The sequence below is a fragment of the Salinivibrio sp. IB643 genome (genome assembly GCF_001996105.1).
GTDB lineage: Bacteria > Pseudomonadota > Gammaproteobacteria > Enterobacterales > Vibrionaceae > Salinivibrio > Salinivibrio costicola.
The window spans coordinates 1-15,475 of the sequence record NZ_MUFF01000021.1 but is presented as its reverse complement, the minus strand read 5'-3'; the positions used below and the strand labels follow the sequence as shown (position 1 = coordinate 15,475).

The 15,475-nt window shown below is 50.3% G+C and carries 12 protein-coding genes; 8 read left to right on the top strand and 4 right to left on the bottom strand.

Going from position 1 to position 15,475, the window contains the following annotated elements; translation table 11 throughout:
- The first annotated feature begins 124 nt into the window (after nt 1–124).
- Genes miaB through lnt form a run of 5 tightly spaced genes read left to right on the top strand, consistent with a single transcriptional unit; the run spans nt 125 to nt 5,587 of the window.
- The gene (miaB, locus tag BZG77_RS10050; protein ID WP_077647140.1) at nt 125–1,549 is read left to right on the top strand and encodes a tRNA (N6-isopentenyl adenosine(37)-C2)-methylthiotransferase MiaB; all 1,425 of its coding nucleotides are present in this window, start codon (nt 125–127) and stop codon (nt 1,547–1,549) included.
- Nucleotides 1,550–1,603: 54 nt separating this feature from the next.
- Entirely contained in the window at nt 1,604–2,689 is a 1,086-nt protein-coding gene (locus BZG77_RS10045) for a PhoH family protein (RefSeq protein WP_077647139.1), read from the top strand.
- Nucleotides 2,686–3,156, top strand: a complete 471-nt coding sequence (gene ybeY, locus BZG77_RS10040) for an rRNA maturation RNase YbeY (protein ID WP_077647138.1) — start codon at nt 2,686–2,688, stop codon at nt 3,154–3,156. The genes BZG77_RS10045 and ybeY overlap by 4 nt, the downstream gene beginning before the upstream one ends.
- A gap of 18 nt (nt 3,157–3,174) precedes the next feature.
- Complete coding sequence (corC, locus tag BZG77_RS10035; protein WP_025744481.1) at nt 3,175–4,047, top strand: CNNM family magnesium/cobalt transport protein CorC; 873 nt, start codon at nt 3,175–3,177, stop codon at nt 4,045–4,047.
- Complete coding sequence (gene lnt / locus BZG77_RS10030) at nt 4,034–5,587, top strand: apolipoprotein N-acyltransferase (protein WP_077647137.1); 1,554 nt, start codon at nt 4,034–4,036, stop codon at nt 5,585–5,587. Before corC ends, lnt begins: the two co-directional genes overlap by 14 nt.
- Nucleotides 5,588–5,633: 46 nt before the next feature.
- On the opposite strand, the gene BZG77_RS10025 is transcribed toward lnt, so the two are convergent.
- The gene (locus BZG77_RS10025; RefSeq protein WP_077647136.1) at nt 5,634–6,746 is read right to left on the bottom strand and encodes a DUF2066 domain-containing protein; all 1,113 of its coding nucleotides are present in this window, start codon (nt 6,744–6,746) and stop codon (nt 5,634–5,636) included.
- A 293-nt stretch (nt 6,747–7,039) separates the two neighbouring features.
- On the opposite strand from BZG77_RS10025, the gene BZG77_RS10020 reads away from it, so the two are divergent.
- A complete protein-coding gene (locus tag BZG77_RS10020; protein ID WP_077647135.1) occupies nt 7,040–8,290 on the top strand; it encodes a uracil-xanthine permease family protein in 1,251 nt (416 codons plus the stop codon).
- Between the two features lie 95 nt (nt 8,291–8,385).
- On the opposite strand, the gene gltX is transcribed toward BZG77_RS10020, so the two are convergent.
- The 3 genes from gltX to zipA form a co-directional block, all read right to left on the bottom strand.
- Nucleotides 8,386–9,810, bottom strand: coding sequence for a glutamate--tRNA ligase (gltX, locus tag BZG77_RS10015; protein WP_077575935.1), 1,425 nt, complete (start codon nt 9,808–9,810; stop codon nt 8,386–8,388).
- A 106-nt stretch (nt 9,811–9,916) separates the two neighbouring features.
- Nucleotides 9,917–11,926: an NAD-dependent DNA ligase LigA gene (gene ligA / locus BZG77_RS10010; protein WP_077647134.1), complete on the bottom strand. Its 2,010-nt coding sequence runs from the start codon at nt 11,924–11,926 to the stop codon at nt 9,917–9,919.
- Between the two features lie 112 nt (nt 11,927–12,038).
- Nucleotides 12,039–12,998, bottom strand: coding sequence for a cell division protein ZipA (gene zipA, locus BZG77_RS10005; protein WP_077647133.1), 960 nt, complete (start codon nt 12,996–12,998; stop codon nt 12,039–12,041).
- 279 nt (nt 12,999–13,277) lie between these two features.
- Here zipA and cysZ point away from each other — a divergent pair, with 279 nt between their 5' ends.
- Both cysZ and cysK read left to right on the top strand, forming a co-directional pair.
- Nucleotides 13,278–14,036 (top strand): sulfate transporter CysZ, encoded by a 759-nt coding sequence (gene cysZ, locus BZG77_RS10000; RefSeq protein ID WP_077647132.1) that lies wholly within the window; start codon nt 13,278–13,280, stop codon nt 14,034–14,036.
- A 116-nt stretch (nt 14,037–14,152) separates the two neighbouring features.
- The gene (gene cysK / locus BZG77_RS09995; RefSeq protein ID WP_077461598.1) at nt 14,153–15,121 is read left to right on the top strand and encodes a cysteine synthase A; all 969 of its coding nucleotides are present in this window, start codon (nt 14,153–14,155) and stop codon (nt 15,119–15,121) included.
- The last annotated feature ends 354 nt before the right edge of the window (nt 15,122–15,475 follow it).

Here is a 15,475-nt window from a genome sequence, read left to right as displayed (position 1 = left end):
GATCTGGTCAGCGATATAGGAAAGCAGTACAATACGCGGCTTGCCAAGCTGATTGACTGATTAAAAACCATACAGCTTGAAAGGGTAATGTCGACCATAAGATTAATAATGAGCGTGAAGTTACATGGCTAAGAAACTGCTGATCAAAACCTGGGGTTGCCAAATGAATGAGTATGACTCATCCAAGATGGCAGATCTGCTAAATTCTGCCGGTGGCTATGAGCTGACCGAACAACCAGAAGACGCAGATGTTCTCCTCCTCAATACCTGTTCAATTCGTGAAAAAGCACAAGAAAAGGTATTCCACCAACTGGGGCGTTGGAAAACACTCAAAGACAAGAATCCAGAGCTGGTGATCGGCGTTGGTGGTTGTGTGGCAACCCAAGAAGGCGATCACATCCGCGAGCGGGCGCCTTATGTGGACGTCATTTTTGGCCCCCAAACGCTACATCGCCTGCCTGAAATGATAAAACAATCACGTGGCGATAGCGGCACAGTGATGGACATTACCTTCCCAGAAATTGAGAAGTTTGACAGTCTGCCTGAGCCGCGTGCCGATGGCGCAACAGCGTTTGTCTCCATTATGGAAGGCTGCTCGAAATACTGTACGTTCTGTGTTGTGCCGTATACGCGCGGCGAAGAAGTGAGCCGTCCGCTCGACGATGTGCTGTTCGAAATTGCCCAGCTTGCCGAGCAAGGTGTGCGTGAGGTAAACCTACTAGGCCAGAATGTGAATGCCTATCGCGGTGAGACCCATGATGGCGATATCTGTACCTTTGCTGACTTACTGCGCTATGTCGCCGCTATCGATGGCATTGATCGCATTCGCTACACCACCAGTCATCCGGTTGAGTTTACCGATGATATCATTGAGGTGTATCGTGATACGCCAGAGGTGGTGAGCTTTTTGCACTTGCCGGTACAAAGTGGCTCTGATCGAATCTTGACCATGATGAAACGCCCGCACACGGCGATTGAGTACAAATCCAAGATCCGTAAGTTACGTCAGGCACGTCCCAATATCACCATCAGCTCAGACTTTATCGTCGGCTTCCCGGGAGAAACCGAGCAAGACTTTGAAGCGACCATGAAGCTGATTACCGATATCGACTTTGATATGAGCTTCAGCTTTGTGTATTCACCTCGCCCAGGGACGCCAGCGGCAGATATGCCTGACGACACACCAGAGCAAGTGAAAAAAGAACGCCTGTACCGTTTGCAGCAGCAAGTGAACAGCCAAGCGATGCGCTATTCACGTATGATGCTAGAAACCGAACAACGTATCTTAGTCGAAGGACCATCGCGTAAGAATCTTATGGAGCTGCGCGGCCGTACTGAGAATAACCGAGTGGTCAACTTTGAAGGCTCTGTCGATTTGATTGGCCAATTTGTTGACGTAAAAATTACTGAAGTGATGCCAAACTCGCTCCGCGGTGAGCTGGTTCGTACCGAAAAAGATATGGACTTGCGTGTCGCCGTCTCGCCAACCGAAATCATGGCGAAGACGCGCAACGAAAACGAGCTTGGTGTTGGTGTATACACGCCATAACGCGTTCATCAATTCAACGGCGTCGGGTGACCGGCGCCGAAAGCGAGGATAATCTTGTCTAAAATCATCTCTCTTGACCTTACATTAGAACCTGCCGACAACACCCGTCTTGTCAACTTATGTGGCCCGTTTGACGATAATATCAAACAACTAGAGCGCCGCTTGGGTGTTGAAATTAGCCACCGCCATAATGCCTTTACGGTGATGGGCAAACCTCACACCGCCAACGCCGCCGTCGACATCTTAAAGCGGCTGTATGTGGATACGGCCCCCGTGCGTGGCAGTTCGCCCGACATTGAGCCCGAAGCCATTCATTTGGCGATCAAAGAGTCTGGCGTGTTAGAACAGAACACCGAATCGAGCATCCCTTACGGTAAAGAGATTAACATCAAGACCAAAAAAGGGGTGATTAAACCGCGCACGCCAAATCAGGCGCAATACATCGCCAATATGGTCAATCATGACATTACTTTTGGCATTGGTCCGGCGGGCACAGGTAAAACCTACCTCGCCGTCGCAGCCGCGGTAGACGCGCTGGAACGCCAAGAGATTCGTCGGATTTTGTTAACACGCCCAGCGGTTGAGGCGGGTGAAAAGTTAGGCTTTTTACCTGGCGATCTCAGCCAGAAGGTCGATCCTTACTTGCGTCCACTCTACGATGCCTTGTTTGAGATGCTCGGTTTCGAGCGGGTCGAAAAACTGATTGATCGTAATGTGATCGAGGTAGCGCCGCTGGCTTATATGCGTGGCCGAACCTTGAATGATGCTTTTATCATCCTAGATGAAAGCCAAAACACCACGGTCGAGCAGATGAAAATGTTCCTGACTCGGATTGGTTTTAATTCACGGGCCGTCATCACCGGTGACGTTACCCAAGTCGATTTACCGCGCAATGCCCGCTCAGGGCTACGCCATGCGATTGAAGTGCTGTCTGACGTGAATGAAATTAGCTTTCACTTCTTCCAAGCCGACGATGTGGTGCGCCACCAAGTGGTTACCCGTATTGTTCAGGCCTATGATAAGTGGGAAGCAGAAGATGCGAAGGCACGCAAAGAGGCTGAAGCACGTCGCCGAGAAGCGCGTGAAGCACAGCAAGTCGCGGTGCAACCAACCTCTATCCCACCACAGGACCCATCATGAGCTATTACGTCGATGTCCAGGTCGCCTGTGATGACGAACAGGGGCTGCCCAGTGATGACCAGCTTCAAGCTTGGTTTGAACATGCAATACGCGACGCCAAGCCTCAAGCGGAAGTGACGATCCGGATTGTGGATGAAGGTGAGAGCCAGAGCTTAAATCGCGACTATCGTGGCAAAGATAAACCGACGAATGTGTTATCTTTCCCCTTTGAAGCACCTCCTGGGGTAGACATAGATTTACTCGGTGATCTGGTGGTATGTCGCCAAGTTGTTGAGCAAGAGGCACAGCAGCAAGGCAAAACGCTGATGGATCACTGGGCACATATGGTCGTCCATGGTAGCTTACACTTATTGGGCTACGACCATATTGAGGATGATGAAGCCGAGCAAATGGAAGCCTTGGAACGAAAGATCCTGGCAACCATGGGGGTCAGTGACCCTTATGCGAATGACTTCATTGAGCGTTAACTAACTGAATGAAATTGAATGAACGACGATAATTCGCAAAACGCAGACGGTCCGAGTAGGAAGACCTTCTTCGAACGGCTGGGTCAGTTTTTCCAAGCTGATCCAAAAGACAGACAAGAACTGGTGGACGTATTTCGCGACTCAGAGCAAAACGCCCTGATCGATCAGGACACCCGGGATATGCTGGAAGGTGTGATGCAAATCTCTGACATGCGTGTGAGAGATATCATGATACCCCGTTCGCAGATGGTAATCGTTGAACGATCGCAGTCATTGGAAGCGATCATTAATATTATTATTGATGCCCAACACTCACGTTATCCTGTGATCAGTGATGACAAAGACCATGTTGAAGGCATCTTGCTTGCGAAAGATTTGTTGCGCTATCTGCGCCCCGATGCTGAAGATTTCGACATTGAAAAGGTCTTACGCCCTGTTGTGGTGGTACCAGAGAGTAAGCGGGTTGACCGTCTACTTAAAGAGTTCCAAGAAGAACGCTACCACATGGCGATCGTCATCGATGAATTCGGTGGGGTATCAGGTGTTGTCACCATTGAAGATATTCTCGAAGAAATTGTAGGCGAGATCGAAGACGAGTATGACGATGAGGAAGAGCAAGAGATTCGCCAACTCAGTCGCCATACCTTCTCGATGAAAGCACTGACCACCTTAGAAGACTTTAACGAGCATTTTGGCGCCCAGTTCCAAGATGACGTGGTAGACACTATCGGTGGGTTGGTTATGACTAGTTTTGGTCATCTTCCTGATCGTGGTGAAGAAGTCGACATTGGTGACTACCATTTTAAAGTGACGGCCGCTGATAGTCGTCGTATCATTCAGCTACAAGTCACCATTCCAGACAGTAGCGAATCGAACAGTGAAAACGCCTAACCGTTTACGCCCATTGGGGCAGCCATTATTGGCTGCCCTTTTTGGTGCGCTTGCCACCCTCGCCTTTTCCCCTTTTTCCTATTGGCCCTTTATGTTGGTCGCGCTCTGGGGCTTGTTGCTTCTTCTGCAAGTTGCTTCCTCGCCCAAACGCGCGGCTTGGATAGGTTTTAGCTGGGGGCTCGGCCAGTTTACAACTGGGGTAAGCTGGGTGTATGTCAGTATTGACCATTTTGGCGGGATGCCTGTGATCGCAGGCCTGTTTTTGATGGCACTGCTTATCGTCTATTTATCGCTTTACCCCGCGCTATTCGGCTGGCTGATACATAAATCACCCATCAAGCAAGCGGGCATAAAATGGACGATGCTGGCACCTGCCTTGTGGTTAGTGGTTGATTGGCTAAGAGGCTGGGTATTTACCGGTTTTCCCTGGTTATGGCCAGGTTATAGCCAAATAGACAGCCCGTTTGCGGGTATCGCCCCGGTACTGGGTGTTCAAGGGATCACGCTCGTCTTGGTGTCGCTTGCGGGCTTAGCCGCCTTAGTGACCCCCCATTGGGGACAATGGCAGGGGCGTGCTCGCCTCTTCGGTATGATCGCTATCATAGGGCTTTTTGCCGTCAGTGAAGGGCTCGGGTCGGTCAAGTGGACAACCAAAACCGATCAGCAGCAAACGGTCTCACTGATCCAAGGCAACGTCCCTCAAGCACTCAAGTGGCGCGCCGACCAACGCTGGCCAACCTTGATGAAGTATCTGGATTTAACCCGTCAACATTGGGACAGTGACGTGGTGATTTGGCCAGAAGCCGCCATTCCCGCATTAGAGCGAGATCTCCCCCGCTTTTTTTCGCAGTTAGACCAAGCGGGCAAGCACAATCAAACCACGGTGATCACGGGGGCGCTCGATCAGCGTGAGGATGGCACCTATTTTAATAATGTGCTCGCGCTCGGTGCAAAAACGCCGCGCTATCAGTATCCAGCACCCGCCCAGTACAGCAAACATCACTTACTCCCCTTTGGCGAGTTTGTGCCGTTTGAGTCACTGCTTCGTCCTTTGGCGCCGATTTTTAATCTGCCCATGTCGTCATTTTCTCCAGGCGAAGCGATTCAACCGGCTTTGCCTGCGAACGGCTGGGAATACATTACCGCCCTGTGTTATGAAATTGCGTTTCCCGCGCAAATCCGTGAAAACCTCACCGCCAGTAGCGACGCCATTATTACCCTCTCGAATGACGCCTGGTTTGGCCGCTCTATTGGGCCTTGGCAACATCTAGAAATTGCGCGTATGCGCGCGCTCGAGTTCGGATTACCCGTGATCCGAGCCACCAATAACGGGGTGACGGCTTTAGTCGATGAACGCGGCCAGATTGACGCCTCATTGCCACAATTTGAGACGCAAGTTTTAACCACACAAATTACTCAAACACAGGGGCTGACACCCTATCGTCAATGGGGAAACGGACCGCTTTGGGTGTGGATTGTTATCAGTGGCCTGGTGAGCCTGATTGCTTGGCGTCGTACTATTTATCCACAAAAAGGCTAGCGGTCGTCGCTAGCCTTTATATTTGACTATTGCTTTACAGGTCAGATTAAGACGTCCACACAAACCACAGGCGTTGATTGTCGGTTGAATCGGCATCGCGGCTATCCGTCAGTGCTGGGGTAGCAATTGTGCTATCTTGCTCTTCAGCGGGTGCCATCGTACGTGCCTCACGCTCTTGAGGCGTCATCAAGCGAACATGTCGATTGGCGGTGAGCTCGTTGATTAGTGCTTGTTGAGAGGCCGCTAAACGTACATCGAAAATCAGGGTATCATCGTTTAATTCTGCTAAGTGCACTTGTTGTAGCGCATTTAACCCCGCTAATGTGCGCTCAAGATCGACATAGTCATCGCCGTTATCCATGCCTGCCATGGCAATTTGAAGCGATGCACGCTCATCATCGTTATCGAGTACTACACCAGTTTGCTCGGCATAGTAATCAGCAATAGTATCAATCATGGCTTGGGCATTATTGGCTTGCCCGCGAGTTTGATCTGATTGCATGTCACTGGTATCGGGGAAGAATTGCCAACGGATCCCTTGCTCAGTCAACTTTCCGATCACAATGCCATCGGGCTGGTAGCGCTGACTGGCTTGCTCAACAGGATCAATAAAGCCGCCCCACAGATCACTGCTAGAGATCGCCATCAAATCATCAAAGTCACCCACCGGAATTAACACCGGCAGGCCGCGTATGGCCGCTGCATCACGTAGTTGGTCAATCACAGGACGCCCACTTTGCTCCCAAATAATTTGCCGGTCGCCATCACGGTCATCGACAAGCCACACTAATACCGCTGGGCGAGGACTCCCCCATAAGGGCAACCCTGCCTGGCGCAGCACGGCACGAATTTTTTGACTATCAAAGCCGACTTCGAGTGTGCGTTGTGCGGCACCATCAGATTGATCCTTGCTTTCTCCATATCCGAGTTGAGAGATGAAACCATCAACGTCTTGCTGCGCTTGCTCGACCGCAGGATTATCCGATACCTCGCGTTGTCCCGAAACTTTAGTCAGTACCGCGATCAGCGCTTGTTTTTTTGCCGCTTGTTGTGAGGTTTGCGCGCCATTATCCAGCGGGATACTGGCATGATAAAGGGGGCTTGCCATCGCACTTGGCAACCAAACACAGGCAATAAGGGCCAACAAAAATCGATTCATAGTTTTTCCACATGGATAAATAGGCGTCCAGCGATCATAAGCGGATAGCGCTAGGTTCAGCAATCCTCAATTGTAAAAAAGAGAGGACAAAGGGGGTCGCACCACCCGCAAACAGCATTGATTCGATGCCATCAAGGCGAGCAAGCGATCATGAGGCTGACTATGTTTGCATATGGATTAAAATGAAATGCGTTACATCATTTATTTGCTACCGATCTCACATTTAAAAACATGATAGGGATCACATAAATGCTTTGTGCTAGCATTGCGCGATTTTTTTTGGAGGTGAGATTATGTTGCAAGTTTTACAAGGGGCACAAATGCTGTTCGTCGCATTTGGTGCCTTGGTGTTAGTGCCACTGTTAACCGGGCTCGACCCGAACGTCGCACTCTTTGGGGCCGGGATCGGTACCCTGATATTCCAAGTCATCACCCGCCGCTCCGTCCCTATCTTCCTTGCCTCTTCCTTCGCTTTTATTGCTCCCATTTTGTACGGCGTCAACAATTTTGGTATTCCCGCCACCATGGGTGGCCTCATGGCAGCCGGTGTGATCTATTTATTGATGGGCGCCATCATTCGGATTAAAGGCGTGGATATTATTCACAAGCTCCTGCCACCGGTTGTAGTTGGCCCTGTGATTATGGTTATCGGCCTTGGGTTGGCTCCCACCGCCGTGAATATGGCACTCGGTAAAACTGGCGATGGGAGTGAGCAGTTAATTGCGGGGGACATGGCTATCTGGATCTCTTTGCTGTCATTGCTCACGACCATTGCAGTGAGTGTCTTTGCGAAAGGCTTTTTCAAATTAGTCCCGATTATGGCAGGGATTGTGGTGGGCTATGTTGCCAGCCTCGTCGTTGGTATTGTTGACTTTACTCAAGTTGCGAATGCGAGCTGGTTGATGATGCCTGCTTTTACCCTCCCAGAGTTTAACATCAATGCCATCTTATTTATGATCCCTGTCGCCATCGCGCCTGCCGTTGAGCACGTAGGCGATATGCTGGCCATTTCTAATGTCACCCGTAAAGACTACCTGAAAAAGCCAGGCCTACACCGCACGATGGCCGGTGATGGTGCCGCAACCATTGCCGCTTCACTGTTCGGCGCGCCACCCAATACCACGTATAGTGAAGTGACGGGCGCGGTAATGCTGACCAAAGCGTTTAACCCCAAAATCATGACCTATGCGGCGGTCACTGCCATCGTACTCGCCTTTGTGGGTAAGCTCGGGGCAATGCTGCTTACCATTCCTTTACCAGTGATGGGCGGGATTATGATCTTGCTGTTTGGCTCTATTGCGACCGTCGGGCTCAATACGTTAATTCGTAATCAAGTCGACCTACATGATTCGCGTAACCTTGCCATTGTTGGTGTCACCTTGGTATTTGGTATCGGCGGCATGGCGTTTGGCATTGGCGATTTTAGCCTGCAAGGTATTAGCCTGTGTGGTGTGGTAGCGATTGTGCTCAACTTGGTACTCCCGCGCCAAATGGGCGAAAACCATATTGTTGACAGTGCGCAAATGGAAGAAGAAAAGCACTAATCCCCCAACCTTCATCCATTAAAAAGGGCGCTGACATTCAGCGCCCTTATCTTTTGTCATCAGACTAACGTACTTAGTCTTCAAGATAACCGGATTTAGCTTTGTGCTGCGCGCGCTTCAACCAGCTTGATCGCTTGGTCGATGCGGGCAACTACCCGATCTTTACCAATCAGGTGCATCACCGCATCAACAGATGGGGATTGACCGCCACCCGTGACTGCAACACGCAATGGCATGCCGACTTTACCCATACCAACGTCTAGCTCTGCACACGTATCGGCAATCACCGCTTTCAGGGCATCAACCGTCCAATCATCCAGCGCTTCAATCTTGCCTTTTGCCACTTGCAACGGCTCTAAAGCGACGGGACGCAGATGTTTTTTCGCGGCGGTCGCGTCTATTTCATCAAAGTCTTGGTAGAAGTAACGGCTTTGTGCGGCTAATTCCACCAGGGTGTTGCAGCGCTCGCCAACCAATCCAATGACGTCTGTCAAGGCAGGGCCTTGGCTAGCGTCAATCTGTTGTTGATCAAGATGCCATTGCAAGTGCTTAGCGACCTCGTCCGGATCACCATGCTTAATGTAATGGTTGTTCAACCAATGCAGTTTCTCCGTATTGAACGCTGACGCCGACTTGCTGATCGCTCCCAATGAGAAAAATTCAATCATTTCTTCCATTGAAAATATCTCTTGGTCACCGTGCGACCAACCAAGACGCACAAGGTAGTTACGCAACGCTTGCGGCAAGAAGCCTTGATCACGGTACTGCATGACGCTGACCGCACCGTGGCGTTTAGACAATTTGGCGCCATCGTCGCCTAGAATCATCGAGCAATGAGCAAACTCAGGAACGGGCGCGCCCAGTGCCTCGTAGATATTAATCTGGCGCGGCGTGTTGTTAATGTGATCTTCACCGCGGACAACTTGGGTGATCCCCATGTCCCAATCATCCACGACGACGCAGAAGTTGTAAGTTGGGCTGCCATCCGTTCGACGAATAATCAGATCGTCAAGCTCGCTGTTGGCAATCTCAATACGGCCGCGAATTTTATCGTCAAAAACAACCTTACCCTCTTTCGGGTTGCGGAAACGGATCACATGCGGGTCATCCGCCTTGGCTTGGCTGTTTGCTTCAACCACTTTGGGGTGATTAGCATCGTAACGTGCCTTTAAGCCATTCGCTTTTTGCTCTTCACGAATGGTGTCCAAAAGATCTTTGGGCGCATAACATTTGTAGGCTTTGTCTTCGGCCAGCAACTGATCGACTAATTCGTTATAACGATCAAAGCGCTTGGTTTGGTAGTACGGCCCTTCATCCCAATCAAGACCTAACCATTCCATGCCGGTTAAAATAGCATCAACCGCTTCTTGGGTTGAACGTTCGATATCAGTATCTTCAATTCGCAAGACAAATTGACCGCCTTGGCTGCGTGCTGCTAACCAAGAATACAGTGCGGTACGTGCACCGCCCACGTGCAAAAAGCCGGTTGGGCTGGGGGCAAAGCGGGTTTTGATAGTCATTAGGATCCCTATCCCAGTGCTGAGAATGATGAGTAACGGTTAGTTTACCAGTCCAGGTAAATTCCACAATCAGGCCATGCGCAGAGGCTGCACATGGCCATGTAAACTACTGGTTGATTAAGGCGATCATCGCGTCTTCGTCGAGGACTGTTACGCCAAGATCTTGTGCTTTCGTCAGTTTAGAGCCAGCCGCTTCACCGGCGATCAACATATCAGTTTTTGCCGAGACACTGCCGGTCACTTTCGCGCCCAGTGCCTGTAACGCCGTTTTGGCATCGGTGCGTGACATTTGCGATAGCGTACCGGTCAGCACAATGGTTTTCCCCGCCAGCGGTTGTGCCTGTTCGTCTGATGGCGCACTCACCGCTGGCCAGTGAATGCCGGTGTTGAGCAGCGCATCTAAAACCGCTTGGTTATGTGGCTCAGCAAAAAAGCGAACGATATGGCCCGCGACAATGGCGCCCACATCAGGCACCGCAATCAGTGCTTCTTCATCCGCTGCTCGCAGAGCGTCTAAGGTTTTAAAATGCAGGGCAAGATTTTGCGCAGTGGCTTCACCGACTTCTCGGATCCCAAGCGCATAGATAAAGCGTGATAACGTCGTCGCTTTGGCTTTATCCAACGCATCAACCAAATTTTGCGCCGATTTCGGCCCCATTCGATCTAGTTGAGTCACACGCCCTGGGGTTAAAGTGAAGAGATCGGCAGGCGTTTCAATCAGCTCTTTTTCAATTAACTGCTCGACAATTTTATCGCCTAGGCCGTCAATATCCATTGCCTTGCGTGAGGCAAAGTGTTTGATCGCTTCTTTACGCTGAGCCAGACAAATAAGCCCGCCGGTGCAGCGTGCGACCGCTTCACCCTCAATGCGGGTCACGACCGACTCACAGACCGGACAGGCGTCGGGAAACACAATCGGTTTCGCCTGCGCCGGACGACGGCTTTCCACGACGCCAACCACTTGTGGGATCACATCACCCGCACGGCGAATGACCACAGTATCGCCAATGTGCACGCCTAAACGTTCTATTTCATCACCGTTATGTAAGGTCGCGTTGCTCACCGTCACGCCCCCGACAAAAACAGGTTCAAGCTTCGCCACTGGGGTGATAGCGCCCGTGCGGCCAACTTGAAATTCAACATCGTTGAGGCGGGTGATTTCTTCTTGTGCCGGAAATTTATAGGCAATCGCCCAGCGTGGTGCCCGTGCAACAAATCCGAGCGTTTCTTGGCTGGCTATCTTGTCCACTTTGATCACCACCCCATCAATTTCATAGGGCAGATCATCACGGCGGGCCAAAATATCTTGGTAGTAGGCTTTAACGCCCTCAAGCCCCGACACTTGTTTTACTTCTGGGCTCAGGGCAAGCCCCCATTTTTTAAGCCTATTTAAGCGCTCGCTTTGCCCTTCTCCGAACGGTGTCGACATCATGCCCACCGCATAGGCATAAAAGCTCAGCGGTCGATTGGCGGCAACTTTCGAGTCAAGTTGACGCAGGCTACCCGCCGCAGCGTTCCGAGGGTTAGCGAAGGTTTTATCGCCACGCTTTAACGCTGCCTCATTAAGCGCTTCAAAACCTGCTTTCGGCATAAACACTTCGCCACGCACTTCTAAACGCTCAGGCCAATCCCCTGCTTGCAAGGTCAATGGGACATTGCGAATCGTTTTTACATTGTGAGTAATGTTCTCGCCCGTGGTCCCATCGCCTCGCGTCGCGGCCTGCACCAATACGCCGTTTTCATAAATCAGGCTGACAGCCAAGCCATCAAGCTTTGGTTCACAGGTATAGGTGACGGGTTCAGTGTTACCGAGTCTGTCTTTGACTCGGCGCTCAAAATCGACGAGATCATCATCACTGAACGCGTTACCAAGCGACAACATCGCCAGCTCATGGGTAACGGTTTCAAAAGCGCTCAGTGGCGCGCCGCCTACACGCTGGCTAGGCGAATCTGACGTCACCCATTCAGGATGCTCAGCTTCAATGGCCAGCAACGTTTGCATCAAACGATCGTATTCGGCATCGGGCAGCTCAGGACTGTCTTCAACGTAATAACGGTAGGCGTGATAGTTGAGCTGATGCTTAATGTCATCAAGTTGTTGTTTACTGTAAGCCATGGTTTGGTTCGTCGTATCAGCAGAGTTGCAGACAAGTATATCGATAAATCGCCAACAGCGGGAGCCATGTCCCGCTGTCCGTCTAAGCAATCATCAATCGGTGTTAAGCACGTTACGAGGCGTTGAAGGCTTTCACTCGCTCGCGGTATTCATCAAGGCGTGATGGTGTCATCATTGAGCGGGCATCATCTAATACCAATCCACCCAACTCATCCGCAATTTGTTGTGCCGTTTGCAGCATCAATTTAAAGTTTTGCTCTGGCTCACCGTAGCAAGGTAGCGTCATAAAAAAGCTGATCCCTGGCGTTTCAAAGCTCTCTGAGTGACTCACATCAAAGGTGCCGGGCTTGACCATATTCGCGACGCTGAATAGAACCTTATCACTGCCAGATAAGTCTGAATGACGATGATAAATCCCCATATCACCAAAGCGCAGTCCATATTGCTCAAGGGTCGGAATTAAGTCCAAACCACTAAATACCGCATTATTATTGGCATGCACGTGTAAGACTAAAACTTCGGTCTCGTCGGGCTCATCGCTTTGGGTTGCCGTTTTTTCTGACCCACGTTCGTGGCTTTCATGCTCATCAACCTCAGCTTGAGTCGCCTCGTCGGTATGCATTGTTTCCGCTTCTGGTTGCGCGGAGGCGATATTGGCAGCTTCTGTCTCTCCTGTCTCGTCGCCATCATTGGAGGCAACCGACGCAGAGGCAAAGCTAGGATCATCATCAGTTGCCGACATTGACGGGTAAAGCGCTTGTTCTGAGTCAGACGCCACCTGAGTGTCACCGGCAAATAGAGGATCAACATCAGGCTTGTCGCCGAAGCTGACAGCAGGCTCCTGACGCGCGGGCTTTTCATTGCCATGCTTAGTATTGCTGACCACTCTCACCGCACCAATACCGTGTTGGTCAAACTTTTGCACGTCGTTATCGTCTTCCAGTTTTCCCAAGGGCTTTTCGCCGAACTTGGTCGTCTTTTCTTTCTTGTTTGTCCAGAGACCATGCAAAAGCAAAGCTGCAATTGCTAATGCTCCCAAAACAATCAGTACAAGGCGCAATTCCTGCATCATTGATTCTCAAATCTATCTATGTTCAGCGTTTTGATTAGCTTATGTCACAACGCCGACAGCTTTGCAAACGTTAGTGGAATCATAAGCGGGGCCCGATGGCTGACGCAATGCGTTAATGGTCAACTTAGTTAACTGTATCAAAAGTTGGGAAGAATTTAACGAATCGAGACACACAAATCCGTAAACTTTCCCATTATGGAGTCATTGTCATCGCCATGGCTCCCCCCATACTATAACCGCAAACCGTCAGTCGATACCGTAAACCATCAAGGAGAAACAATGAACAACGCGACACGTCCTCGTCCTCAAAGCGGCGCGGGCTACCTTTTTCAGGGGTTTTCATTAATGATGACACCCGGATTACGCCGCTTTGTGATCATTCCGATCCTCGTGAATGTGCTGCTACTCGGCGGGGCGTTTATCTATTTACTCTCACAATTTAGTGAATGGCTCGATCACTGGATGGCTATGCTACCTGAGTGGTTATCCTGGCTCTCGTTTGTGATTTGGCCTTTGGTCGTGATTGCGATTTTAGTGGTGTTCTCCTACGCATTCAGTACTCTCGCTAACTGGATTGCGGCGCCATTCAACGGCTTATTGTCTGAGCATCTGGAAGCGAAACTCACCGGCGCCCCCGCGCCCGACGATGGGATCACGGGACTTATCAAGGATGTACCGCGTGTCATGAAGCGCGAGTGGCAAAAGCTAACCTATTACATACCCAAAGCACTCGGATTATTGTTATTGCTTTGGATCCCCGCCATTGGCCAAACCTTAGGCCCTGTGCTTTGGTTTTTATTTAGCGCTTGGATGATGGCCATTCAGTATTGCGACTACCCGTTCGATAACCATAAGGTCGCTTTCCCAACCATGCGCGATACTCTCAAACAACAGCGAGGCACTTCGTTGAGCTTTGGCGCAGTCGTCATGTTGTTTACTATAACACCTTTACTGAATCTCATCGTCATGCCTGCCGCAGTATGTGGTGCAACCGCCATGTGGGTCGATCGCCATAAAAAGCAGTTGGGGCGTAATTAGCGCCCTTTACGCTTTCACACTCACAATAAGATATAACCAACCGATCCTTTCAAAAACAGGCATTAGCGATATGCTTGGAGCAGTGATTTAAATCGGTGTCATGAAGGAACGATACAATGGGCAAGATTTACGAAGACAATACGCAAACAATTGGCCATACCCCACTGGTACGCCTAAACCGTGTTGCTAAGCCGAATGTGTTAGCAAAAGTAGAAGCACGTAACCCAAGCTTTAGTGTGAAGTGCCGCATCGGTGCCAACATGATCTGGGATGCGGAAAAAAAAGGCACCCTGAAACCAGGCATTGAGCTGATTGAGCCTACGAGTGGTAATACCGGGGTTGCGCTGGCTTATGTTGCCGCAGCGCGCGGGTATAAATTGACGCTTACTATGCCAGAGTCGATGAGCCTTGAGCGTCGTAAGCTACTTAAAGCGATGGGCGCGACATTGGTGCTCACCGAAGCGCCTAAAGGGATGAAAGGCGCAATTGCGAAAGCAGAGGAAATCATGGCGCAAGCGCCTGGTAAATATCTTATGCTCCAGCAGTTCGACAACCCAGCCAACCCAGAAATTCACGAAAAGACCACAGGCCCTGAGATCTGGGAAGATACTGACGGTGAAATCGATGTATTCGTTGCCGGTGTCGGCACCGGGGGTACACTGACCGGTGTGAGCCGCTATATCAAAAACACGCAAGGGAAAGCCATTACCACCGTCGCAGTGGAGCCTGCGGAGTCACCCGTGATTGCTCAAACTATTGCTGGCCAAGACGTACAACCGGCCCCCCATAAAATTCAGGGCATCGGCGCCGGCTTTGTCCCAAAAAACTTGGATATTAAGTTAGTTGATCAGGTCGTTTCTGTGAGCTCAGATGAAGCGATTGCCATGGCACGCCGCTTGATGGAAGAAGAAGGTATCCTAGGTGGGATCTCATCAGGCGCAGCCGTTGTCGCCGCGAACAAAATTGCCGAGCTCCCCGAGTTTGCGAATAAGACGATTGTCACAATTTTACCAAGTGCCGCCGAGCGTTATCTCAGTTCGCCACTATTTGCTGGCATGTTCACTGAGCTGGAAACAGAGCAGTAACAGCAGGTTAGCAATCTTCAACTGGTTTTTTCCCACAATAAAGGCCCAAATTGGGCCTTTTTTGTTTGATTTTTATATTAAGCTTTAGTAAAACACGGCAACATTTTTATTTTCCGCATCAAAATAAAAGCCCTTGAGGCGAGTGAGTGGAAAGCCAAAAATGAGAGAAAGATGACATGAAATTGACATGGATTAAGCTATCTGGTCGATTTCTTGGTTAGGTTAGCGTCAACGGATAGCGAAATCGCCCGTTAGCGGTTAAGCTAATCTTATATTTAATACATTGGTTAGGTTAGCGTCAACGGATAGCGAAATCGCCCGTTAGCGGTTAAGCTAATCTTATATTTAATACAT

Bases quoted from the DNA above. Each gene is read 5' to 3' on its own strand.
- miaB (WP_077647140.1), top strand. From the start codon at position 125: ATGGCTAAGAAACTGCTGATCAAAACCTGGGGTTGCCAAATGAATGAG.
- ybeY (WP_077647138.1), top strand. From the start codon at position 2,686: ATGAGCTATTACGTCGATGTCCAGGTCGCCTGTGATGACGAACAGGGG.
- corC (WP_025744481.1), top strand. From the start codon at position 3,175: ATGAACGACGATAATTCGCAAAACGCAGACGGTCCGAGTAGGAAGACC.
- BZG77_RS10025 (WP_077647136.1), bottom strand. From the start codon at position 6,746: ATGAATCGATTTTTGTTGGCCCTTATTGCCTGTGTTTGGTTGCCAAGT.
- BZG77_RS10020 (WP_077647135.1), top strand. From the start codon at position 7,040: ATGTTGCAAGTTTTACAAGGGGCACAAATGCTGTTCGTCGCATTTGGT.
- gltX (WP_077575935.1), bottom strand. From the start codon at position 9,810: ATGACTATCAAAACCCGCTTTGCCCCCAGCCCAACCGGCTTTTTGCAC.
- ligA (WP_077647134.1), bottom strand. From the start codon at position 11,926: ATGGCTTACAGTAAACAACAACTTGATGACATTAAGCATCAGCTCAAC.
- zipA (WP_077647133.1), bottom strand. From the start codon at position 12,998: ATGATGCAGGAATTGCGCCTTGTACTGATTGTTTTGGGAGCATTAGCA.
- cysZ (WP_077647132.1), top strand. From the start codon at position 13,278: ATGAACAACGCGACACGTCCTCGTCCTCAAAGCGGCGCGGGCTACCTT.
- cysK (WP_077461598.1), top strand. From the start codon at position 14,153: ATGGGCAAGATTTACGAAGACAATACGCAAACAATTGGCCATACCCCA.